The 23,961-nt window shown below is 60.5% G+C and carries 19 protein-coding genes, 1 other RNA gene and 1 pseudogene; 3 read left to right on the top strand and 18 right to left on the bottom strand.

The features are described 5' to 3' along the window. Positions 1–5: 5 nt before the first annotated feature. From murF to HXX25_RS02165, 11 genes are all read right to left on the bottom strand, one after another. Complete coding sequence (murF, locus tag HXX25_RS02215; RefSeq protein ID WP_187166903.1) at positions 6–1,412, bottom strand: UDP-N-acetylmuramoyl-tripeptide--D-alanyl-D-alanine ligase; 1,407 nt, start codon at positions 1,410–1,412, stop codon at positions 6–8. Further along, a complete protein-coding gene (locus HXX25_RS02210) occupies positions 1,405–2,853 on the bottom strand; it encodes a UDP-N-acetylmuramoyl-L-alanyl-D-glutamate--2,6-diaminopimelate ligase (protein ID WP_187166902.1) in 1,449 nt (482 codons plus the stop codon). The genes murF and HXX25_RS02210 overlap by 8 nt, the downstream gene beginning before the upstream one ends. Continuing rightward, positions 2,850–4,622 (bottom strand): penicillin-binding protein 2, encoded by a 1,773-nt coding sequence (locus HXX25_RS02205; protein ID WP_187166901.1) that lies wholly within the window; start codon positions 4,620–4,622, stop codon positions 2,850–2,852. Before HXX25_RS02205 ends, HXX25_RS02210 begins: the two co-directional genes overlap by 4 nt. Next, positions 4,619–4,975: a hypothetical protein gene (locus tag HXX25_RS02200; protein ID WP_187166900.1), complete on the bottom strand. Its 357-nt coding sequence runs from the start codon at positions 4,973–4,975 to the stop codon at positions 4,619–4,621. Before HXX25_RS02200 ends, HXX25_RS02205 begins: the two co-directional genes overlap by 4 nt. Next, entirely contained in the window at positions 4,972–5,964 is a 993-nt protein-coding gene (gene rsmH, locus HXX25_RS02195) for a 16S rRNA (cytosine(1402)-N(4))-methyltransferase RsmH (protein WP_187166899.1), read from the bottom strand. The genes HXX25_RS02200 and rsmH overlap by 4 nt, the downstream gene beginning before the upstream one ends. Further along, positions 5,961–6,425 carry a division/cell wall cluster transcriptional repressor MraZ gene (locus HXX25_RS02190; protein WP_187166898.1) on the bottom strand — a complete coding sequence of 155 codons (465 nt, stop codon included), beginning with the start codon at positions 6,423–6,425 and terminating at the stop codon, positions 5,961–5,963. Before HXX25_RS02190 ends, rsmH begins: the two co-directional genes overlap by 4 nt. Before the next feature lie 197 nt (positions 6,426–6,622). Next, positions 6,623–7,025: RNase P RNA component class A (rnpB, locus tag HXX25_RS02185), an RNA gene on the bottom strand. Between the two features lie 33 nt (positions 7,026–7,058). Continuing rightward, positions 7,059–7,727, bottom strand: a complete 669-nt coding sequence (locus tag HXX25_RS02180) for an N-acetylmuramoyl-L-alanine amidase (protein ID WP_187166897.1) — start codon at positions 7,725–7,727, stop codon at positions 7,059–7,061. After that, entirely contained in the window at positions 7,724–8,659 is a 936-nt protein-coding gene (locus HXX25_RS02175; RefSeq protein ID WP_233346827.1) for a DMT family transporter, read from the bottom strand. Before HXX25_RS02175 ends, HXX25_RS02180 begins: the two co-directional genes overlap by 4 nt. Before the next feature lie 34 nt (positions 8,660–8,693). After that, a complete protein-coding gene (locus HXX25_RS02170; RefSeq protein WP_187166896.1) occupies positions 8,694–8,990 on the bottom strand; it encodes a hypothetical protein in 297 nt (98 codons plus the stop codon). A 103-nt stretch (positions 8,991–9,093) separates the two neighbouring features. Next, positions 9,094–9,783 (bottom strand): molecular chaperone DjiA, encoded by a 690-nt coding sequence (locus tag HXX25_RS02165; protein WP_187166895.1) that lies wholly within the window; start codon positions 9,781–9,783, stop codon positions 9,094–9,096. Positions 9,784–9,835: 52 nt separating this feature from the next. Here HXX25_RS02165 and HXX25_RS02160 point away from each other — a divergent pair, with 52 nt between their 5' ends. Next, positions 9,836–13,426, top strand: a complete 3,591-nt coding sequence (locus HXX25_RS02160) for a hydantoinase B/oxoprolinase family protein (protein ID WP_233346826.1) — start codon at positions 9,836–9,838, stop codon at positions 13,424–13,426. 161 nt (positions 13,427–13,587) lie between these two features. Further along, positions 13,588–14,106: a fasciclin domain-containing protein gene (locus HXX25_RS02155; RefSeq protein ID WP_370543754.1), complete on the top strand. Its 519-nt coding sequence runs from the start codon at positions 13,588–13,590 to the stop codon at positions 14,104–14,106. A gap of 116 nt (positions 14,107–14,222) precedes the next feature. On the opposite strand, the gene HXX25_RS02150 is transcribed toward HXX25_RS02155, so the two are convergent. The 4 genes from HXX25_RS02150 to HXX25_RS02135 are packed head-to-tail and all read right to left on the bottom strand — an operon-like array spanning position 14,223 to position 17,247. Further along, on the bottom strand, positions 14,223–15,260 hold the full coding sequence (locus HXX25_RS02150; protein WP_233346825.1) for a succinylglutamate desuccinylase/aspartoacylase family protein: 1,038 nt from the start codon (positions 15,258–15,260) through the stop codon (positions 14,223–14,225). Next, positions 15,257–16,162 carry a 30S ribosomal protein S6--L-glutamate ligase gene (gene rimK, locus HXX25_RS02145; RefSeq protein ID WP_187166892.1) on the bottom strand — a complete coding sequence of 302 codons (906 nt, stop codon included), beginning with the start codon at positions 16,160–16,162 and terminating at the stop codon, positions 15,257–15,259. Before rimK ends, HXX25_RS02150 begins: the two co-directional genes overlap by 4 nt. A 47-nt stretch (positions 16,163–16,209) precedes the next feature. Then, positions 16,210–16,650, bottom strand: a complete 441-nt coding sequence (locus HXX25_RS02140; RefSeq protein ID WP_370543753.1) for an ATP-dependent zinc protease — start codon at positions 16,648–16,650, stop codon at positions 16,210–16,212. 3 nt (positions 16,651–16,653) lie between these two features. Next, positions 16,654–17,247: a hypothetical protein gene (locus HXX25_RS02135; RefSeq protein ID WP_187166891.1), complete on the bottom strand. Its 594-nt coding sequence runs from the start codon at positions 17,245–17,247 to the stop codon at positions 16,654–16,656. 144 nt (positions 17,248–17,391) lie between these two features. Here HXX25_RS02135 and HXX25_RS02130 point away from each other — a divergent pair, with 144 nt between their 5' ends. Next, the gene (locus HXX25_RS02130) at positions 17,392–18,243 is read left to right on the top strand and encodes a pirin family protein (RefSeq protein ID WP_187166890.1); all 852 of its coding nucleotides are present in this window, start codon (positions 17,392–17,394) and stop codon (positions 18,241–18,243) included. Here HXX25_RS02130 and metH read toward each other — a convergent pair. The 3 genes and pseudogenes from metH to HXX25_RS02110 all read right to left on the bottom strand — a co-directional run bounded on the left by metH (position 18,240) and on the right by HXX25_RS02110 (position 23,835). Next, a pseudogene (gene metH, locus HXX25_RS02125) lies at positions 18,240–21,949 on the bottom strand (methionine synthase). The gene HXX25_RS02130 and the pseudogene metH sit on opposite strands and share 4 nt — an antisense overlap. Positions 21,950–21,952: 3 nt before the next feature. Continuing rightward, positions 21,953–22,852, bottom strand: a complete 900-nt coding sequence (gene metF, locus HXX25_RS02115; RefSeq protein WP_187166887.1) for a methylenetetrahydrofolate reductase [NAD(P)H] — start codon at positions 22,850–22,852, stop codon at positions 21,953–21,955. Continuing rightward, positions 22,849–23,835, bottom strand: a complete 987-nt coding sequence (locus HXX25_RS02110; RefSeq protein ID WP_187166886.1) for a metalloregulator ArsR/SmtB family transcription factor — start codon at positions 23,833–23,835, stop codon at positions 22,849–22,851. Before HXX25_RS02110 ends, metF begins: the two co-directional genes overlap by 4 nt. Between the last annotated feature and the right edge of the window lie 126 nt (positions 23,836–23,961).

Raw genomic sequence — 23,961 nt, 5'->3', positions numbered from 1 at the left:
AATTTCTATCCCTGTCCCCGAGCGCCAAGATCGTCTTCGGCGAGCATTCGGGCGATTTTGTGAACCCCCGATGCGTTTGATCCCTTCACGAACACCACATCCCCCGGTCCGATATAACCCGCAACAAGCTTGCAAAGCTCGTCTGCCGTTTCGGCGTAAGCTGCCAGCCGTCCGATCTGCAACGCATCCCGCAGCGGAACATTTCCCTTGCCCGCCAGAAAAACCGCATTGGCATGTGCTTTATGAATCGGGTCTGCCAGCGAAGCATGAAGCGCGGGTGAATCCGGGCCCAGCTCGAGCATTTCACCCAGGATGGCGATCCTGCGTCCGCTTGCCGGCTCTGTGGCTCCCAGAATGGAAAGCCCCGAGCGCATCGAGGCCGGATTGGCATTATAGCTGTCATCAATCAGCGTGAAGTGCCCGCCCCGGATCGGGATCTGACGCATCGCACCGCGTCCGGCCCCGGCCGTCAGCCCGGCCAGCGCATCGGCCGTCGCTTCCGCATCCACGCCGGATGCAATGGCTGTGGCAAAAATCGCTGCCGCATTCCATGCCCAGTGATCCCCGGGTGCCGCGACTGAAAAGCTGACCTCTTTGCCGAGCACGCTGATCCGCCCTTTGCCGCCCGTTGGTCCGGTTTCGAAATCTAGGATACGGATAGCGGCAGACTTTTCACGCCCGAATTCGAGCATGAATGCTGCGGCGCTCCGGGCGGCATGTTCAGCGAGGCGCGGCGAAAACTCGTCATCGGCGGGGAAGACCGCCACACCGTCCGGGTTCAAGCCTTCGAATATCTCGGCCTTTGCATCGGCAATGGCCTCCATCGAACCGAGGTTTTCGAGATGCGCCGGGGCGATCTTGGTGATGAGCGCAACATGCGGACGCACGAGTGTCGAGAGTTCGCGGATTTCGCCGGCATGGTTCATGCCCATCTCGTAGACGGCGCGCTCGGAAGTCTGAGGAGTCATCGCCAGCGTCAGGGGCACACCCCAATGATTATTATAGGATTTCTGAGACGCATGCGCTGTGCCCACGCTTCTGAAAACGGCAGCGAGGGCTTCCTTGACGCTGGTTTTTCCAACGCTTCCTGTCACCGCGACGCGGATGGCGGCCGAACGCTCTCTGGCCGCGCGTGCCAGACTGCGCAATCCATCAAGCGTGTCCTCCACGACCAATTTGGCACCAGGGCCACAATCCGACCGGGCGACGAGTGCCGCCGCCGCGCCGCGCGCCATGGCATCCGGCACGAAATCATGACCGTCGCGCTGGTCCTGCAAGGCGACAAACAGATCGCCGGGTTTGATCGACCTTGTATCGATCGAAATCCCGCTGGCGGACCAGTTTTCGCCGCCCGTGAGCTGGCCGGATGTCGCGACTGCGGCTTCCCGGGCTGTCCAGAGCGTGTCAGCCATGATCGCCCTCCATGCCGGCGACCGCCTTCCGGGCTTCTTCGCGATCATCGAAGGGATAGGTGACATCGCCAATTTTCTGGCCGGTTTCATGGCCCTTTCCAGCCAGGAGCAACGTATCGCCCGGCTTCAACTGGTGAAGCGCTGTGCGGATGGCCCGGGCGCGGTCGCCGATCTCCTCGGCCCCGATGGCGCCCTCCATGATTTTGGCACGAATGGTGGCGGCATCTTCGGAACGGGGATTGTCATCTGTGACAATAGCGTGGTCGGCGAGTTTCACCGCAATTTCACCCATTGGCTTGCGCTTGGTCGGATCGCGATCACCACCGCAGCCGAATACAATCACGACACGCCCGCGTGTATGCGGACGAACGGCGCGGATCAGCTTGTCGAGCCCGTCGGGGGTGTGGGCGAAATCAACGAGCACAGGACATCCGTTTGATGTCCGCGCGGCGAGCTCCAGCCGTCCGGGCACGCCTTTCAGCTTGCCGACTGACGCCAGCGCGGCGTCTTGCGTCACGCCGGAATGCACCGCCATCGCTGCGGCACCGACCGCATTGGCGACCTGGAATTCGCCGACGAGCGGCAGTTCAATCCGCTTTGTCTTTCCATCGACTTCCAGCGTCACAAGCTGGCTCGCAGCGCGCGGCGTAATCTCTCGGATGCGCCAATCACGGCCGCGCCAGCCAACCTGAATTACATCCAGTCCGCGCGCGCTGCATTTCTCTGCAACCTGCTCGCCCCATTCAGAATCAACATTGATAATGGTCGGCGAGCCATCGGGTGCCAGTTCGAGGAAAAGTTTCAGTTTGCTGGAAAAATAGTCGGCAAAATCCGGATGATAGTCGAGGTGATCCTGCGTGAGATTGGTGAATCCCGTCAGCGTCACCCGTACGCCATCCATGCGCTTCTGCTTCAGGCCGTGGCTGGAGGCCTCCATCGCCAGATGGGTACAATTATCGACGGCCAGCGCATCCAGCGCCTTATGGACGGCGGCGGCATCGGGTGTCGTGTAGCCGGTCTCGACCCAGCCCTGCCCGCGCGCCACACCCAGCGTGCCGAGGCTGGCCCCATCAATGCCCGCATCGCGCCAGATCTGGCGCAGAAAATCGACGGTCGAGCTTTTGCCATTCGTCCCCGTGACCGCTGCGATGATTTCCGGCTGCCGCGGATAGAAGCGCGCGGCGATCCTGGCAAATCGAGCGGCCGGATCTTCGTCAAAAACCGCCGGCACGCCGCCGGTGTCGACCCCCGGCTCTGTCAGGATCGCCGACGCGCCGGCCTTGATGGCTTGCGGAATGAAATCGCGACCGTTGACATGGAGCCCAGGCAGAGCCGCAAACAGAAAACCGGGCTGGACCGCCCGGCTGTCGAGCGTCAGTCCGGTGATATCGGCATCCGGTCCGGAAAGCCTGTCCGGGGATATCAGCTCGGAAAGTTTCACGGGTCGGATCTCACCACGGGTTCAGGGTCAGGCATCAAAGCGGCGCGCACCATGGCGGAGCGGGTCAGGGAATCGTCTTCCTGTTCAACGCCCAGAATCGATGCGATGCGCGAGATGATTTCGCCTGCAGCGGGGGCTGCCGTCCACCCGCCCGTTGCATACCCGTATGTGGAGGCGTTGCCTTGCGGCTCGTCGAGGATCACCAGCACAACATATTGCGGATCGTCATAGGGGAAGACGGCCGAGAAAGACGAGATCAACCGATCCTCGTCATATCCACCGCGTCCCGGTTTTTCAGCCGTGCCGGTTTTCCCGGCGACGCGGAAGCCCGGCGCATCAGCGCGGCTACCTGTGCCGTTTTCGACAACGTCGCGCATCATATCAAGCACGCTTTGCGCGACCTCTGGCGCCAGAACGCGTTCTCCGGCGACGGTTTCATCAGACCGGACCGGGCGCAATGTCGGCCGCACATAGGTGCCGCCATTGGCGATGGCGGCGAAGGCAGACGCCACGGCCAGCGGGCTGACCGCAATGCCGTGGCCGTAGGAAATCGTCGCGGTTTCGGTCGGGCCCCAGCGTTGTGGCAAAAGCGGCGTGGCGCTTTCCGCCAGTTCAATCGGCGCACGCTCCAGAAGCCGGAGCCGACGCAGAAGATCACGCTGGCGATCCGCGCCGGCTTCCAGCGCGATCCGAGACGACCCGATGTTGGAGGAATGCGTAAAAATCTCTTCCAGCGTCAGGGCGCGATTTTCAGCGTGGAAGTCTTCAATGGTATATCCGCCAATCTGCAAGGGTGCCGTGGCATCAAAGGTTTCGCCGGGTGACGCGATGCCGGTTTCCAGCGCCAGCGCGACCGTGAACGCCTTGAACGTCGAACCCATTTCATAGCGCGCCTGCAGGGCGCGATCGAGCAGATCATTGGCGCTGGCCGTGCTGGCCTGATTGGGATCAAAGTCCGGCAAGGAAACGAGACTGAGCACCTCGCCGGTATTGACGTCCATGACAATGCCCGTGGCCGCAATGGCCTGAAACTCGGCCATATAGCGGCGCAGGATTTCATCGACGTGGAATTGCACGCCCATATCAATGGACAGCGCCACCGGGCGGCCACCATCATTGGAAAGCGCCGAATTGAAGGCCTGCTCTGCTCCGGCCAGTCCGGTCATGTCCCGACCTGCATGTCCAATCGCGTGGGCCGCAAGACGTCCACGCGGATACACGCGGCGGGGCTCGGTCCGAAATTCCAGTCCGGGCTGTCCAAGCGAGAAAACGGCCTGCCTTTGACGAGGTGTCAGATTGCGCTGGATCCAGACAAAACGGCGCCGCGATGACAGATCTGCCGTTAGCTCGTCGACATTCAGATCCGGCAAGACGGTGACCAGCGCTTCGGCGGTCTCTCGGGCATCCCAGACAAGGTGGGGGTCCGCAAAGAGCGACCAGGTTTCCAGCGTTGTCGCCAGCACCTGACCATTGCGATCCACCAGATCGCCGCGCCGCGTGTCGGCCAGAACAGGCGCCACAGCAACGGCTTCATCCCCGGAGAGGGCCAGTGAGACGGCGCGAATGCCCAGCGCTCCAAAAGCAATCACCAGCGTGAAGCCGATGACCATCATGCGATGGCGGGCATCTTCGACGATGGAGGCGTCTTCGTTTTCAACACGCAAAACGCGGGTCAGATTGTCCGGTGCGGCCTCAGGCAAAGGCGCGCTGTCCGAATAGGATTCAAACCGCGGTGTATTCTTCTTTCGCTGCCAGAAGCGGCCGATCATTGCTGACCCCCGACCTCACGAACGGCGGATTCGGACGGGCCTTCACTGACGACCGCATAGGGCTGTGCAGGCCGCTCGATCAACAGGGGCAGATCCGACATGGCCACTTCGCGGCGCGGATCCAGCGGCTCAAAGCCGAGATACTGGCGCGCCAGCGCCCGCAGGCGATCCGGGTCTTCCAGATGCGCCACATCGACATTCAAGACATTGATCTGGCGGCGCTCTTCGGCGAGATCGGCCCGGATTTCCACCAGTCGCTGCCGCGCTTCCTGGGCTTCGGTCTTCGCAATATAAAGGGCGATGGCGAGAACGGATGCGACGATGAATGCGAGCACATTAAGAGCACGTATCATGAGGAAGCCTCCAGCCGTGACAGCGACGGCGCGTTGGGGAAAAGCGAAATATCAATGGGCCAGGACGGCGCTTCGGTGCGGATGGCAGCGCGCAGTTTTGCAGACCGGGCGCGGGGGTTAACGTTAACCTCCTCGACCGAAGGCTCGATGGCCTTGCGGGTAAGAAGACGGAAAGAGGGTTCCGGCCCCTGCTCCAGCTCCGGCATGTGGCGGGATCCGCCGGCATTCATACCGGCACGGGCACGCAGGAAGGTCTTGACGATCCGGTCCTCGAGGGAATGGAAGGTGACGACCACCAGCCGCCCGAGCGGAGACAGGAGTTGTTCCGCTGCACTGAGCGCACGAACGAGCTCACCCAGCTCGTCATTCACGAAAATCCGCAGGCCCTGGAAAGAGCGTGTGGCGGGATGGGTCTTCGTATGCTTGCCGCCGACAGCTTTGGCCACAACCGCGGCCAGATGGTCTGTCGTGGTGAAAGGCGTTTCAGCGCGTTCGCGGACAATCGCCGCCGCTACTCGGCGCGATTTTTTCTCTTCGCCATATATGTAGAAAATGTCGGCAAGTTCTTTTTCGGACAGCTGTGCGATCGCATCCGCTGCGCTCGGCCCTTTATCGCTCATCCGCATATCCAGCGGCCCCGGCTTCGAGAAGGAAAAGCCGCGCTCGGCCTGATCCAGCTGCATGGAGGAGACGCCCAGATCAAGGACAATGCCGTCGACCTGATTGCCGCCTGCATCGGCGACAACATCGCGCATCGCCGAAAAAGGCGCCTCGACGAGCACAAAGCGCCCGCCGGAGGCCCGCTTCAAATCCTCACCCACCGGACGCACCGACGGATCGCGGTCGATACCGATGACGCGGCAATCAGCAGCCGACAGGATGGCACGGGTATAGCCCCCTGCGCCAAACGTGCCGTCGATGTATATGGCACCGTCGCGGGCGGCGAGTGCGGTCAGAACTTCGTCGAGCAGAACGGGGACATGGTTCATTGATCCACCGCCTTCAGCCGGGCGGGGCGGCGGAGTTTGAGCTTGTTTTCCTTTGCAAAGGCCCGCGCCGTTGTCGCGCGCCGGGCATGGCTGTCCGGATTCCAGATTTCAAACCGGCGGCCAAGGCCCACAAAAGTGACCTTCCCGTCCAGACCGGCATGCTCCGCCAGGTCTTTTGGCAGTGTGATCCGGCCATTGGCATCAAATGACAGCGTGCGGGCCTCACCGAATATGGATTGCTCCAGCGCCTGACGCGCCTCGTCATAGGGATCCATCGCCTCGATCATGTCGAGATAGTCATCCATCAAGGCCTGCCCGCCGCCTTCCAGCCACGGACCATCAAAACTCGGCCAGACGTAAATCCCGTCGAAAGGTCCGCCTGCCACATTCGAACGGAATCCGGCCGGAACCGAAACACGGCCCTTGGCATCAATTCCATTGGTGGCGGTGGATACAAACACGACGAGCTCCCCTGTCCGCAGACCCCTAGCGGTTAACAATGGGATAACATGGGATTTCATGGGAAACAATGGAGAAAGACTCTTTTTCGCCATTTTTTCTGTTGCACAGCAAGTATTCGCATCAATTGCTGCGGCGCAGCAAAAGAACAGATTGAGAACATATCTGTGGATAGGGTGTGGATAGAATGTGGATAAGTGTGATCAGGCGGCCTGTAAGCCGGGTTCTGTGCCATTCTTTCCATGACGGAAAGAACGCGACGACCATTCCTCTGCGACCCGCCTCGCGACGGGCCTGACGCGACCTACCCGGATGGCGCAGCAAGGCGTGCGTGCGGTCTGACCCGCGTCCATCCCTATTCGGTCTTGCTCCAGGTGGGGCTTGCCGTGCCCCCTTCCTTACGGTCGGGGCGGTGCGCTCTTACCGCACCGTTTCACCCTTACCCGTCATGGCCGAAGCTCTGGCGGGCGGTCTGTTCTCTGTGGCGCTATCCCTGGGGTCACCCCCGCCAGGCGTTACCTGGCACCTTGCCTTTCCGGAGCCCGGACTTTCCTCCCTTGCGCCCTTTCGGGACTTGCAAGCGCGGTCGCCCGGCCGCCTGATCGCGGTCTATGTCGATGTTTTCGAGCGGAAGGTCAAGATTTCGGCGTAAGTACCGCCACTGCCGAAATCAGGCTGGCCGTTTCGTCGTCCAGATTACCGTCCACTTTGGCAGGACGGAAGCGGCGCTGGAACGCTTGGATAACAGCTGTCTCACCGGCTGAAAATCCATAACCGATAGCCGCCAGCCCCGACCGCGTGTCGCCCGCCTCGATCATCACTTTGGGATGAATCGCACAGCCCGCTTCTGACATCTGGACCCAGGGAAATTTCTCGCCCGGATCCTGCTTGCGGCCCGGCGCAATATCCGAATGACCAACAATTCTGTGCGCCGGAATGTTACGCCTCACCATAATTTGTTTCGTAAGCGAAGTGACTGCGTCCATTTGCGCCTGGGGATAATCCGGCAGGCCGAAATCATGTCCACCATTGACGATCTCGATCCCGATGGAAATGGAGTTGATGTCTGTTTCACCCGCCCACTCGGACACACCCGCATGCCAGGCGCGCTTTTCCTCGTCGACCAGCTGGAAGATGCGGCCATCTTCCTCGACCATGTAATGGGCGCTGACCTTCGCCTCGGGATCGCGCATACGGTTCAGCGCCGCCTGCCCCGATTCCATGCCGGTATAGTGCAGAACGATCAGGCTCACCGGCTTTTTCCGGTCATTGAAGTTCGGCGAAGGGGCATCAGTGAAATTCAAAGCGATTCCTCACGAACCAGTGCCGCATCCGGCAGGGCCTTGTTCGGCCGGGAAGCGACAATCCCGGCACCGGCCAGCGTCAGCAGACCGCCGACTGCCAGCCTCCAGCCGAACGGGTCACCGGTCAACAAAATGCCGGAGGCGACGCCAATCAATGGCGCGAGCAGCGTGAGCGGTGCCACAAGTGTGGTCTCGTATTTTTGCAGCACATAGTAAAAGACGCCGTGACCATAGACATTGACCAGTATGACGGTGAAAGCCAGTGCCGCAGCAAACATCCAGCCGCCCGACATGACCGCTTCGGCCTGACCGGTTTCAAAGGCAGCAGTTCCGATAAAAAGGATCGGCGCGGAAATCAGCCCGATCCAAGCCTGAAGGCGCATCGGCTTCATATCGATCCGGCGAATGAGGATCATGGCGACCGACGAAACCAGAGCCGCGCCCAGACCGTAAAGCAGACCGATGGCCAGCGTCAGCTCGGCCGGGTTGGCGACGACCAGTAGAACGCCGGCAATGGCCAGCGCCGTGCCGGTCCCCCGTGCCCAACCGATCTTTTCCTTCAGCCAGACAACTGACAGCAAGGTCACAAACGGCACGCCGCTTTGCAGGACCAGCGCCATGCCGGACGGCGTCGCCGTTTCAAGCCCGATGAAAATGAGGACGTATTGCAGGCAGCCCATCCCCATCGCGACCAGAACCAGCGTGCCCCATTGTTTGGGAAGCGGCCGCAAGAAGGGGAAGAGGATCAGCGCGAGCACCAGAAAGCGCAGAAACGCAAAGGCGATGGGCGGCACACCGCCAAAGCCGGGCGACCAGCCGGGCAAACCGGTGATGGCGAATTTCGCAACAACGAAATTCAGGCCCCAGAACAGGCAAACGGCGATGAAGGCGGTGAGATCGCGTAGATTCATGATCGGCGGATTAGACCGCATTCATGAATTCACCAAGTGACGGAATGTTTCGAAATCAGCGGCGATTGTCCGCTTCGCCATCGACCGTCCATCCAGACGGTCCGCGCCGGGCGACAAGAACGGTGATATCATCATCAGCTGCCTGTTGATTACGGCCCCGGACCTTGCGCCAGAGCCACCAGGCACCTCCCGCCAGCATGGCAGCACCAATCACTACCAGAGCCGCGGCTGCAAAGATGGCAGCGAACATCAGAATGAGACCGGCGAATGCCACGGCTAGAACGGCAGCGATCAGCGTCCGCAGCCAGTTACCGGCAGTATGCGGGAAACGGAAAGTCTGGGTCTGGGTCATCAATGCCCCTTTCGGCACACTTGTCTCATGCGTCGACGCGTTAACGTCTTGCTTACAATTTCGGTGCCATCGCCCCTCGCGTCAATAACCCGCGACAAAATAGTCAGGGGGATTCTGCGGCACGTTCGTCCCTCACCTCGGCGTAGGCTGCATTGATCGCGGCCATTTTCTCGACAGCAAGGCGTTGCAATTCCGCCGGAACACCGCGGGCCATCAGGGCATCCGGATGATTTCGCGCTGCCATTTTCCGGTAGGCCTGCTTCAATTCGGCGTCATCTGCATCCGGGTCGACATCGAGAATGACATAGGGATCGCTGGCATCCACCAATCCGTGCGACATACGCATGCGCCTGAATTCCCGCGCTGAGAAGCCGAATATATCGGAAACGGCCTGGAGATAATCCAGCTCATCGCCGGTCACAGCACCGTCAGCCTTGGCGATGTGGAAAAGTCCATCAATGACATCCTCCAACACAGCCGGATGATGACGAAAACGGCGGGCCAGACGACTGGCATATCCGTCAAAGCCCAAAGTGGTTTCCTTGGCGAGGTTGAAAACACGAATCAAAATGTCTTCACCATCCGGCGGAGCCTTGAAGACCTGCCGGAATGCGGCGATTTCATTCCGGGTGACCACGCCATCGGCCTTCGCCATCTTCGCTCCCAGACCAATGAGGGCGATGGCAAAATCCGCGTCATCAACGCGATGGCCGGGACCGCAATCCTCGCCCTCACAATCGTAGGGGTCGGGCTGGCCGGAAATGAAGTCAGTCAGCTTGCGCCAAAAACCCATGAGTCTAGTCTCCACCCGTTCATGTAACGCCGCTGGCGGGGGATTAGAAGGCGTGTCGGGCACCTGGGAATTCTGGATTGATCGCGGCGGCACCTTCACAGATGTGATTGCGCGCCAGCCGGACGGCACATTGCGGGCCATGAAACTCCTCTCGGAAAGCCCGGATTATTCCGACGCCGCCTCCGAGGGCGTGCGCCGGATGCTGGGCCTTGAGGCGGACGAGTCCATCGCCGCCGGCCGTGTCAGCGCTGTTAAAATGGGCACGACGGTTGCCACCAACGCCTTGCTGGAACGCAAGGGCGCGGACACTTGCCTTGTCGTCACAGAAGGCTTTGAAGACCTGCTCGTGATTGGCGACCAGACGCGGCCGGATATCTTCGCGATGAAGATTGATCGGCCAGAACCGCTGCACAAACTTGTCGTGTCCGTCAGCGCCCGCATGGACCCGGACGGCGAGGAGATCGCGGCCGTCGACAAGTCGGCACTACAAGCCGCATTGTCAGATGCCAGAGCATCAGGTGCCAAGACCTGCGCGATCGCCCTCATGCACGCCTACGCCAATAGTTCACATGAGAAGTATATTGAAAAGCTGGCGAGGGAATGCGGCTTTGAAACCGTTATCTGCTCGATTGATGCCAGCCCTCTGGTAAAGATCGTCCCGCGGGCCTCCACCGCGGTTCTGGATGCCTATCTGACACCAGTCTTGCGTGATTATGCGGATCGGGTCGCCGAACGGCTCGATGGCGCGCCGCTCTACTTCATGCAGTCATCGGGCGGCCTCACCTCCGCCGCGCGGTTCGCCGCGAGGGATGCGGTCCTGTCCGGCCCGGCGGGCGGCGTTGCCGGTATGGCGAAAACCGCAAAGGCCGCCGGATACCCGCTTGTCATCGGCTTTGATATGGGCGGCACATCCACAGATGTCTCCCGTTATGACGGCGATCAATATGCCCGCGTTGGCGAGGCGGTGATTGCCGGTCAGCGCCTGCGCGCGCCAATGATGGCCGTGCACACCGTTGCGGCCGGCGGCGGCTCGGTGCTGAGCTTTGATGGCGAGCGCGCGCGAGTCGGTCCCGACAGCGCCGGCGCCATGCCTGGCCCAGCCGGTTATGGCCGGCGCGGGCCAGCTGCGGTGACCGATGCGAACATCGTGCTAGGCCGTATCCAGCCCGATCATTTTCCGAAAACCTTTGGTGCAGACAGCTCAGCTCCACTGAATGCCATTGCCAGCCGTGAGGCACTCAGCCATCTGGCCAGGGCAATGGGCCTTCCGTCTGCGGAAGAGGCTGCAGAGGGTTTTCTCGCCGTTGCGGTCGAGAACATGGCTCAGGCGATCAAGCAGATTTCGATCGGCGAAGGCGTGGATCCGGCGCGTTATGCCCTCTCGGCCTTTGGCGGCGCAGGCGGTCAGCATGCCTGCAAGGTGGCTGAAGCCATCGGTATGAAAACGGTTCTGATCCATCCCTATGCCGGATTGCTGTCAGCGCTCGGGATCGGTCTGGCGGAATTGCGAGAAACCCGCGAGGCCGCGATTGAAGATGATTTCCCGATGGCATTTGCGCGAGCCTCTGACAAGTCCCGGCAACTCGGAGGGGATGCGGCGGCCGCACTTGTACCGCAGGGAGCCGACGCGGCCGCCATTGCGGTCAAGTATTCCATCCGCCTGCGGGTTTCGGGATCTGATACGGCCATTCCTGTTCCGTTGAATGACATGACAAACGTTCGAAACGATTTTCAGGCTGCCCATGCACGGCTGTTCGGCTTTGTCCCTGAAGGCGATCTGGTCATTGAATCGGTAGCCGCGGAAGCCGAGGCGGAACCTCCAGGCGCGCGCGGTTGGAGCATTGACCTGCCCGATGGCGACAGGCCGATCGAGGCAATTGAAACGCGGCCGGTTTTTCAGAACGGGGCCTGGACCGATTGGCCTGTCTACAGGCTATCGGAGATGGGAGCAGACATGGCGCTTGGCGGTCCGGCCCTGATCGTCGAGCCGAACTCGACCATCGTTGTGGACCCGGGCTGGAATATCAAACGGCTCGCGGATGGCATGCTTGTCCTCGATCACACCGGCGGCAATCATGCCGAAGCTGAAGTCACGGAACTCGATCCGATACGGCTCGAGCTCTTCAACAAGCGCTTCATGTCGGTTGCCGAGCAGATGGGCGTTGCGCTCGAACGCACGGCGCACTCTGTGAACATGAAAGAGCGTCTGGATTTCTCCTGCGCCGTTTTTGATGCCGATGGCGGCCTTGTTGCCAATGCGCCGCACATGCCGGTTCATCTCGGCTCCATGTCGGCGAGCGTGAAGGCCGCCGCCGCCGCAAACCCGGACCTCGGCCCGGGCGATGCGGTGGCCGTGAATGCGCCGTATGAGGGCGGCACGCACTTGCCCGACATCACCGTAGTCGTGCCGGTGCATGACGAGCTGTCAGGCCAGCGGATTTTCTATGTCGCGGCGCGCGGGCATCATGCCGATGTCGGCGGCATCGCCCCGGGCTCCATGCCTCCCTTCTCAACCTCCATCGCGGAAGAAGGCATTTCTTTCGCTAACGAAATTATTATGCGAAAAGCCCAGTTCCAGATGGATAAGGTGCGGTCCATCCTGTCCGCGGGTCGATGGCCCGCCCGTAACCCGGATCAGAATATTGCTGACCTGAAGGCCCAACTCGCCGCCTGTGCCAAGGGCGCAGCTGAATTGAAGCGCATGGTCGAAGACCACGGTGAACGCGTGGTGGCGGCCTATATGGGACATGTACAGGACAATGCAGAGCGCGCCGTGCGCCGCGTGATTGATGCGCTGGAAGACGGAGCAGCAAGGATCAGGATGGATGATGGTGCGGAGATCTGCGTGGCCATCCGCGTGGACAAGACCCAGCGGTCCGCCATCGTCGACTTCACGGGTACAAGCGCCCAACTGACCAATAATTTCAACGCTCCGTCCAGTGTGGCGCGCGCCGCAGTGCTGTATGTTTTCCGCTGTCTCGTCGGCGATCAGATCCCTTTGAATGAAGGCTGCCTGAAGCCGCTCGAATTGATCATCCCCGAGGGCAGTCTTTTGAATCCGGCCTATCCGGCGGCTGTTGTGGCCGGAAATGTAGAGACCAGCCAGATGGTGGTCGATGCCCTGTTTGCGGCGACAGGCCGTATGGCAGCCGCGCAGGGCACGATGAATAACCTCACCTTCGGGAATGACCGACACCAGTACTATGAGACGATTTGCGGCGGGTCGGGCGCGGGCATCGGGCCGGACGGCGAGGGCTTTGCCGGGACCGATGCGATCCATACCCATATGACCAATTCGCGCATGACCGACCCGGAGGTGCTGGAACGCCGTTTCCCGGTACGCGTGATCCATCACCGTATTCGCGATGGCTCTGGCGGATCCGGTGCTTTCTGTGGCGGGGATGGCTCGGTTCGCTGTATCGAATTCCTGGAGTCGATGAACGTCGCGCTCTTATCGTCCCACCGAACCGAAGCCCCCATGGGGCTGGCCGGAGGTGGCGACGGGCTTTGCGGCGCACAGCGCATCATCCGGGCCAATGGCGATATCGAAACGCTCAAGGGGCTGTTTTCGGTGACGGTGCAGCCGGGTGATCGCATCGAGATCGAAACGCCGGGCGGCGGTGGCTTCGGGCGCGCGTGTTAGGGCGCTCACCGGCAATTTCCAGCCTAAATCCATAAAATAAAAGATGTTTAATGTGGTGAACCGGCCCGGTCCGGCCGCCGTAAACTCCCATGTCTTGTCCAATAAGGGTCAAGTCAGGGGCGGCATTCTCCGCCCTGTCCCCCACGACTCAGGAGTGACACATAATGCGTAATTTCCTTCTCTCTGTTGCCGCAACCGCCGTTCTGGCCGCACCGGCCTTCGCCGGTGATCAAGCCGCCGCCAAGTTCGACCATCATGCTGAAATGCAGGGCGACATTGTCGAAACCGCGATCAATGCCGGATCCTTCACCACACTGGTTGCGGCTGTTCAGGCCGCTGGCCTCGTTGAAACCCTTCAAGGCGAAGGTCCGTTCACGGTTTTTGCCCCGACGGACGAAGCTTTTGCCGCTCTTGGCGAAGACACGATCAATTCGCTTCTGCTGCCCGAAAACCGTGATCAGCTGGTGTCCATACTGACCTATCACGTCGTTCCGGGCGAATATTTCGCTGGCGACCTGGCGGGTCAATCACTGTCCGTCGCATCCGTCCAGGGCGATACGATTGACATCGATGCGACCGGCAGCTCGGTCATGATTGATGGCGCGACTGTGATTTCAGCCGATGTGGATGCATCCAATGGCGTCATTCACGTCATCAATCAGGTGATCATGCCCGACTAGAGATGAGAGGCTGATCGCGTAACGTCAGAGCGTGGCTGTCCCTTCCCTGTCTCATGAGGCCCGCTCTTGATACCGCCCGCAGACGCGCCCCGTCTGCGGGCGGTCCTTTGTCCGGACTAGAGAATTTCGTCTTCGTCAAACAGGGGGTGGCCTTCAAAGGCCTGTTCCAGCCCGGTATGGCCGTCCTCGGTCTTCGGTCTGACGATTTCGGCAATATGGAACAATGCATCGCCTTCATTCACGATCGGCAGCATGGTCCGGCCGATAATGATGCCCGTGGTGGATGATTGCACCTCGACTTCGCCGTCGCCCAGCGGATCAGACAGGGCGGCGATCACCTCGCCTTCCTCGACCCAGGCGCCGATGGTCTTGAAGGCCCGCAACACGCCGCCCATTGGCGCGCGCATCCATTCAGATAACTGGCTGACATCCGATGTCAGAGGCGAACCGATCCCCTTGGCCTGACGGATCATTCCGATCTCCCGCAAAACACGCAGAATGCCGGTTACGCCGATACGAAGGGCGGTTTCATCAAACCGCAGCGCCTCGCCGCATTCATACACCAGAACATCCTTGCCCTGCTCGCGTGCCGCGTGGCGAAGAGACCCTTCGCGCAGCTTCGAGACCATGATGACGGGAGGCGCAAAGGCTTTTGCCAGCTCCATGGCTTTTTTCGAACCGCCATCAATCCGGATCTGGGGCAGGTTCACGCGGTGTTCGGCGGCCGAGTGCAAATCTATGCCAACCTCGCACCGGGCCACAATTTCAGTCATGAAAAGCTTTGCCAGCCGCGCCGCCAGCGACCCTTTGGCCGCGCCTGGAAAGGAGCGATTGAGGTCGCGGCGGTCGGGCAGATAACGCGTATGATTGATGAAGCCGAACGCATTGACGATGGGCACGCAAATCAATGTGCCGGTCAGCGTGTTCAACTGTTTGGCGCGCACCAGCCGCCGGATGATTTCGACACCGATGATTTCATCACCGTGGATCGCGCCGGATACAAAGACGGCTGGTCCCGGTTTCTTGCCGTGGATAATCATCACCGTCATCGTGACCGGTGTATGGTCTGACAATAATGCGACGGGCAATTCTATTTTCGCGCGGGTCCCCGGCGCGATTATATGGCCCGCGAACTCGAGTGGCGGCTGGTTCACCCCGTCCCCTTCGTTCTGGTCTTGCCCGGTTTGGCGGTTTTCTCGATCAGTTCGATGATCTGAGCTGCGACGTCAAATCCGGTCGCGCCTTCAATGCCTTCAAGGCCGGGCGAGGAATTTACCTCCATAACGACGGGGCCATGATTGGACCGGAGCAGGTCAACTCCGGAGACATGCAGACCCATGACTTTGGCTGCACGAACGGCGGTCGCGCGCTCTTCCGGTGTGATCTTGATCTTGGATGCGCCACCGCCGCGGTGAAGATTGGAGCGGAACTCGCCCTCCCCGCCCTGACGCTTCATCGCCGCCACGACCTTGCCGCCGACCACGATGGTACGGATGTCTGCGCCACCGGCTTCCTTGATGAATTCCTGCACCAGGATATTCACCTTGGCGCCGCGGAAGGCTTCGATGACCGATTTCGCCGAGCGCGGTGTCTCCGCCAGAACAACACCAACGCCTTGCGTCCCTTCCAGAAGCTTGATCACAACGGGGGCACCGCCGACCATTTCCAGAAGATGGTCCAGCTGGCGCGTATCATGCGCGAAGGCCGTGACCGGCAGGCCAATGCCTTCACGCGACAGCAATTGCAGCGACCGCAATTTGTCGCGCGAGCGGGTGATGGCGACTGACTCGGCCAGCGTCCAGGCTCCCGTCATCTCGAACTGGCGGACAACTGCCGTTCCGTAAGCTGTAATAGAGGTCCCGATACGGGGGATCACCGCATCGTATTTGGGCAGTTTCTCGCCACGATAATGCAATTCCGGCCGGTGGGAGGTGATGTTCATGTAGATACGCAGTGTGTCCAGAACATCGATCTGGTGACCGCGCGCCTCTGCCGCCTCGACAAGCCGTCTGTGCGAATAGAGGTCGGGATTTCGGCAAAGGAGAGCAAGACGCATTTGATTTCCAATAATGGCTTCTGGATATTTCAGGCTAATCCGTCCGGCTAACGCCCGCAGAGATAGGACGCGAGCGGGTCGATCAATGTCCGGCCGCTGAGCGCCGTGCGTCCCAGTAGCATACGAAAGCCCATCTCGTCACGCCGCGACAATGTCAGATCAATCGGCCAGATCCGGTTGCCGAGCTTCAACCGTGTGCGAATGAGGAATCGTTTGGTGATCTGGCCATTTGACGAGCGGATCAGACGCTCATCCATGACCGGGGCTTCGCACGAAATACGCTGCGAATTGTTTTTCTGAAGCGGGTGCAGCTCGAACCGGACCCATTTTTTGCCCTCCTTTTCGAAGGGCTTGATATCCCATGCGTGAATAGCGGACGTCCGGGCGCCCGTGTCGATCTTCGCCTTGATCCGCGTTTCTGCAAAATCCGGAAGAATGATCCACTCGCGCCAGCCAATGGTGAATTGGGATTTTCGAGGCGTGGAAATTTTCTAGTCTCCCAACCAGCCCTGGAAAACAACATCTTCGAAAACCACAGCGCCAAGCGTCAGGGTGCCGGTTAGCGCCGACTGTGCCTGTTCCGGATAGCCCGCCTGCATCTGCTCGACGTCAGCCATATTCCAGCGGCCCTCGAAATGGAAACCGCCCATCACGTCATGCTGGCCGGACAGGACCAGCCCGTCATCACTTACGGCATAAGCGTCCGGCACGAGGACATGGTTGACTTCGTAATAGGTATTGCCGAGCTCGCCGACGCCGGTCGGACTGGATGTGTCATCGAATATGATGGCCAGCGGGGTGAAGGCGTCCGGTGCCCCGGACTGGTATTGCTCGAATTCCCAGTCGAGACCAACGGAAATGTGATTGAGGCTGATACTGCCAATCGCGACCTCGTCCTGAGGCAGATAATAGCCGGCCACATCTTGCGTGGCTGTGAAACTCTGCCCCGAGACCGCCGGCGGCTCATGATCAGCGGAAATATCCGTCTGCATAGATCCGGGCGCGGGTTGTGTTTCGGTGGTCGCCGCATCGCATGCGGAAAGCGGCAAGGCCGCTATTGCGAGAAGGCCGAACGATCTGTGCATGTGATTCCCCCTTGGCTGAAGGCCACTCTAGGCCAGCGAAGGCGGCGGCGTCCATTACTGACATTCTGGAAAAACGGCGTTTTCGACGACGAACCTACTGCCAGTCTCATATTATCCCATATATCGGGCAAAAGGAGACTTATCATGACCACTCTTCGACCTCTCGTTCACCTCGAACCCGGCATGGCCGCAAGCGATGGGGCCGGTGTGAAGCTGAATCGCTTGCTCGGCACGCCGCGTCTGCCTCAAATCGATCCATTCCTGATGCTCGACAATTTCCATTCCGACAATCCGGATGATTATCTGGCCGGCTTCCCGCCACATCCGCATCGCGGCTTTGAAACCGTGACCTACATGTTTGCCGGCCGTATGCGCCACAAGGACAATAAAGGTCATGAAGGCGTGATCGAGCAAGGCGGCGTACAATGGATGACGGCCGCCGGGGGTATCGTCCATTCGGAAATGCCGGAACAGGAGGATGGGCTGATGTCCGGCTTCCAGCTGTGGATCAACCTGCCGCGCGCGGAGAAAATGAAGCCCGCAGGCTATCAGGAATACCGCGCTGACCAGATCCCCACGGATATTCGTGAAGGCGTGGTGGCAAAAATCGTTGCCGGGACGACGTCGACGGGTGTCGAGGGGCCAGTGAAGAAGATCACCGTTCAACCCTTCTTCGCCGAAATCCATCTCGAACCGGGCGCGGTCTATAAAGAGCCGCTGGCCGCGGATCATTCGGCCATCGTTGCGGTCCATGACGGGGCCATCCTGTTGCCGCGGACCGGCAGCGAAGCGCCGATGGCCGTCAATCGCGGCGAGCTGGGCGTGCTGGGCGAAGGCAGCCTGACGCGGCTGGAAGCGGGCCCGGATGGCGCGCGCCTGTTGCTGATTGCAGCAAAACCCTTGCGGGAACCCGTCGCCCGCGGCGGACCTTTCGTGATGAATACGGAAGGTGAAGTCCGCCAGGCGATGCTGGATTACCAGACAGGGCGGTTCTAGGCTGCGTCCTTCTTGGCCTCTGTCTTCGGATCATATCCGAGGATGGGGGCCAGTGCCTTCTCGGTCTGCTTCAGCGTCCAGCCCTTGCGCCGCGCATAATCGGCGACCTGGTCCTCACCAATGCGGCCGACCACGAAATATTCGCTGTCCGGATGCGCCAGATAGAGGCCGGAGACCGATGATGGCGGCGTCATGGCGAAATTCTCGGTGAGCTCGACACCGCAGGTGGCAGGCGCGTCCAGCAATTCAAACAGGGTCAGCTTTTCAGTATGATCCGGCTGTGAGGGATAGCCGGGTGCCGGGCGGATACCCTGATAGGCTTCCCTGATCAGATCGGCATTGGATAGGGATTCATCGGGCGCATAGCCCCAGATTTCCGTGCGCACGCGACGATGCAGATATTCGGCAAACGCCTCTGCAATCCGGTCTGAGAGGGCGGCAAACATGATGGCGGAATAATCATCATTGGCATCCCTGAACGCTTGCGCGATTGCCGGATTGTCCCCGGCGGTCACGCAGAATCCACCAATCCAGTCATCACCTGTCTCCGCAACGAAATCCGATTGCGAGAAATGCGGACGATCGTTGGACTTGGCCGATTGCTGGCGCAAACCGAAGAAAGTCGCGCGCTTGTCCGTCCGGCTGTGATCCTGCCAGATCGTGATGTCGTCGCCCACGCGATTGGCCGGCCAGAGCCCGACGACGCCACGGGGTTTGATCCAGTTTTCACTGGCCATTTGCGCCAGCATCTTCTGACCATCTGCCAACAAGGCCCGCGCCGCCTCGCCGCGTTTCGGGTCATCGAGGATTTGCGGATAGACACCCTTCATGTCCCAGCTCATGAAGAACGGTGTCCAGTCGATATAGGGCACAAGATCGGCGACGGTGATGTCATCGATTACCGTCAGGCCGGGCTGGCGCGGCCTGGGTACTGCCAGTGTCACAGAATGGGCATTGGCGCGCGCCGCATCGAGGCTCAGCCGATCCCGGGCCGACTGCGTCCGGGCGCGCACTTCACGGATTCGGGCAAGCTCGTCCTTGACGCCCTTGGCGTAGGCTTCGCGATCGTTCGACAAGAGTTTGGACACCACACCGACCGCGCGGCTGGCATCGTTGACGTGGACGACCGGACCGCCGGAATAGGCCGGCTCTATGCGCAGCGCCGTGTGTGCCGGGCTGGTCGTGGCACCGCCGATCAACAGGGGCAGGTCAAAGCCAAGGCGTTGCATCTCGCTGGCCACATCGACCATTTCATCCAGAGACGGCGTGATCAGTCCTGAGAGGCCGACAATATCGGCGCCCTCGCGTTTCGCCGCTTCGAGAATATCAGAGCCGGGCACCATCACGCCGAGATCGACGATCTCATAGCCATTGCACTGCAGCACCACGCCGACGATGTTCTTGCCGATATCATGGACATCGCCCTTCACTGTCGCCAGCACGATCTTGCCGTTGGATTTCCCGGCATTTCCGGAGCGGCGCTTTTCCTCTTCCAGATAGGGCAGAAGGTGGGCGACGGCCTTCTTCATGACGCGGGCGGATTTGACCACTTGCGGCAGGAACATCTTGCCCGCGCCAAAAAGATCGCCGACGACATTCATGCCGTCCATCAGCGGGCCTTCGATAACCTCCAGCGGCTTGTCGAAGGCTTGCCGGGCTTCTTCCGTATCATCGTCGATGTGGTCGGTTATGCCGTGGACCAGTGCGTGCTCCAGACGGCGCGCGACCGGCCAGCCGCGCCACTCGGCAGCCGCCTTTTCCTCGGCCTCACCGGTTTCCCGGAAGCGTTCGGCCATTTCCAGAAGGCGATCGGCGGCCCCGGCCTTGCGGTTGAGAATGACATCCTCGACGACGTCCCGTAGTTCCGGCTCGATATCATCATAGATATCCAGCTGACCGGCATTGACGATGGCCATGTCCAGCCCCGCCTGAATGGCGTGATAGAGGAAGACGGAGTGCATGGCGCGGCGCACTGCTTCATTGCCGCGAAAGGAGAAAGACAGGTTGGAGACACCACCGGACACATGCGCGCGGGGCAGTTCGGCGCGAATACGGCGCGTCGCCTCGATGAAGGCCACCCCGTAATCATCGTGCTCGGCAATGCCGGTCGCAACGGCAAAGATATTCGGGTCGAAAATGATGTCGCTCGGGTCGAAACCGACAGAATCGACCAACAGGCGGTAAGCGCGCTGACAGATGGCGAATTTGCGGTCGGCGGTTTCGGCCTGGCCGTCCTCGTCGAATGCCATGACCACAACGGCGGCACCGTAGCGCTGGACCAGACGCGCCTGCTCCAGAAAGAGCGCCTCGCCTTCCTTCAGGCTGATCGAATTGACGATGGACTTGCCCTGACGGTTTTTCAGCCCTTCCTCGATCACCTCCCATCTGGACGAGTCGATCATGACGGGTACGCGGGCAATATCCGGCTCGCCGGCAATCAGGCGCAGGAAAGTGCGCATCGCCGCTTTGGAATCCAGCAAGCCTTCATCCATGTTGACGTCGATTATCTGGGCCCCGTTTTCGACCTGCTGGCGCGCAACCGAAAGGGCCTCTGTATAGTCACCATTGGTGATCAGTTTGCGAAAGCGTGCCGAACCCGTGACGTTGGTACGCTCGCCGATATTGATGAAGGAGGCGGCCGCGCTCATGACGCCAGCTCGAACGGTTCCAGGCCGGACAAACGCATGGCGGGCGGGCGCTGTGAAGGCCTGCGCGGTGCTGCTCCAGCCACGGCAGCGACGATGGCTCGCGTGTGTGCGGGCGTGGTTCCGCAACATCCGCCGACAATGTTGAGCAGACCGCTTTGCGCCCATTCGCCCAGATGCGCCGAGGTTGTTTCCGGGGGCTCGTCATAGCCGCCCAGATCATTGGGCAGGCCGGCATTCGGATAGGCATGGATCAGCGTATCAGCGACACGAGAAAGGGCGGCGGCATAGGCCCGCATCTGGTCAGCACCCAGAGAGCAATTGAGACCGACGCTAACCGGTTTTGCATGACGGATCGACTCCCAGAAGGCCTCGACCGTCTGGCCGGACAGATTGCGGCCCGAGCGGTCGACCACCGTCATCGACAGCGCCATCGGTATGGATTCACCCCGCGCCTGCTCCAGATCCAGAACGGCGGCAATCGCCGCCTTCGCATTCAGTGTATCGAAGACGGTCTCGATCAGCAGATAATCCGCACCGCCATCTATCAGACCGGCAGCGGCTTCGGAATAAACCGCGACCATGGAGTCGAAATCCGTGGCACGAAATTCCGGCTTGTTGACGTCCGGCGAGAGCGACAGCGTGGCATTGGTCGGACCCATCGCCCCGGCCACCCAGCGCAAGCCATCCGGCGTCGTGAATTCATCCGCGACCTTGCGGGCGGCCCGGGCGGCCGCGACATTGATCGCATAGGCTTCACGCTCAAGACCATACTCGCCCTGGCTGATTGCGTTGGCATTGAACGAATTTGTGGAAATGATTTCCGCGCCCGCTTCGGCATAATCGCGGTGGATCGCCTCGATGAGGTCCGGCCGGGTCAGGTTGAGGATGTCGTTATTGCCCTTGAGGTCACGATTGTGACCGGCAAATTTCGTGCCCCTGAAATCAGCCTCGGTCAGTCCCTTGTTCTGGATCTCGGTCCCTTTCGGGCCATCCAGAATAATAATGCGGCGTTTGGCTGCCGTTTTGAGCGCCTCGATACGCGTACATCGATTTGACATGGCTCAGGCAGCCTCCGCCAAAGCGCGGACACCCAGCAGGCGAACCAGACAAATGGCGAGGCTGGCGCGGTTGAGGGTGTAGAAGTGAAAATGCTCTGCCCCGCCCTTTTCCAGCTTGCGCGCCAGCTTGGCGACGACATTGGCCGTCACCAGATCGCGCGTCTCTGGATCATCATCGAGGCCGTCATATAGCGGCGGCAAACTCTCCGGGACACTCGCGCCACACAGATTGGCCATACGCTGCAAACCGTTGAAATTGGATTGCAGCATCAGGCCGGGAATGACGGGCACATTCACACCGGCCGCAACGGCCTGGTCGCGAAAGCGGAAGAACACGTCAGGATCGAAGAAAAACTGTGTGACCGCGCGGGTGGCACCGGCGTCGATCTTGCGCTTCAGGACATCCAGATCGTGCTCAAACGATGGACTGTCCGGATGGCGTTCCGGATAACAGCCGACAGATACCTGGCTCACGCCTGCATCGCGCGCCGCCCGAACCAGTTCAGATGTGCACTCGAAACCGCCCGGATGCGTCGTATAGGCCTCACCCACCCCCTCGGGTGCATCGCCGCGCAAGGCGACGATGTGATCAACGCCTGCGGCTTTGTAATCACGAATGATATCCGTGGTTTCGCTGCGGGTTGCGCCGACGCATGTCAGGTGTGCCGCGGCCTTCAGGCGGGTGTCCGTCAGAATCCGCTTGACGGTGTTGCGGGTTCGCTCGCGCGTCGAACCACCAGCGCCATAGGTGACCGAAACGAAGTCGGGTTGATATGGCTCCAACTTCTCGACGGTTTCCCATAGGCGGGCTTCCATCGCATCAGTCTTCGGCGGGAAGAATTCAAACGAAACTGTCGGCGCGGATGTGCGGCCAAAGGTGAAAGGTGTCGGCTGATGGCTCATGCGGTCAAATCCCTGGCGGATACGGGAGGCTGGCTCGCCCGGACGGGGGTTCGGCGGGCCGACCATATTTTCACGGTCAAACGGTTTTCCGGCTCTTCGGGATGAAGCGCGGACCGGCGGCGCATTTCCAGTCCTGAATTCTCCACCCACTCGGTCATCTCTTCATCCGAGAAGCCGAGCTTTCTGTGAGCATGATCGGTTTTCAGGAATTCCAGCTGGTGCGGCGCGAAATCTGCGATCAGCAAAACACCACCCGGCTTGAGAACGCGCGCGCATTCGGCGATCGCAACCGCAGGATCATCAAGATAATGGAGCACCTGATGAACTGTCACCAGATCCGCCACACCGTCATCAAACGGAAGGGCGGACACGTCGGCCTTGCGAACCGAGGCACCGGTCAGGCCAGCCCGCTCCAGATTAAGCCGCGCGACGTTCAACATGGCATGATTGACGTCGATGCCGACACTTTCCGTGACACGGTCCGCAAAAACTTCGAGTATACGTCCGGTTCCGACGCCCACGTCGATCATCAACTGAAAAGGCCCGCTGCCCGCCGCGTCGCGCATGGCGGCCTCCACCTCGTCCTCGGACAAGTGCAGGGCTCGAATGCGATTCCAGTCTTCATTGGCGCGCTGGAAATATGATTCCGCCGCGGCTGCCCGGGCGGCCTTGACGGTGGCGAGACGGTCCAGATCACGCTTCAAAACAGGATCATCCGGCGGCGTCAGATCACCAATGACATTGGCAATGCGTTGGCCGGGACCGGCGGATACCAGACGATAAAAGACAAAAGCGCCCTCAGGCTGTCGTTCCACCAGCCCGGCATCGGTGAGCAATTTCAGATGGCGGCTGACACGCGGCTGACTTTGCCCCAGGACCTGCACCAGCTCCGAAACCGTCAGCTCGCCCAGCGCCAGAAGCGTCGCCACGCGAAGCCGGGTTGGCTCCGCAAGGGCTTTCAATTGTCCAATCAGATGTTCCATGTCGATATCCTACCTGAAAAAGGTATAAAGATATCTTTATATCATTCTGCGGTGGTTTCAATGGAAAGGATGAGAAATCCCATGATTATCTTTTTGCCGACAGCGCATTTGCCAACACGCGCTGCG

This window comes from Hyphobacterium sp. CCMP332 (assembly GCF_014323565.1).
In the GTDB taxonomy this organism is placed as follows: domain Bacteria; phylum Pseudomonadota; class Alphaproteobacteria; order Caulobacterales; family Maricaulaceae; genus Hyphobacterium.
The sequence above is the reverse complement of the archived record's forward strand: the minus strand, read 5'-3'. Positions and strand labels throughout refer to the sequence as shown.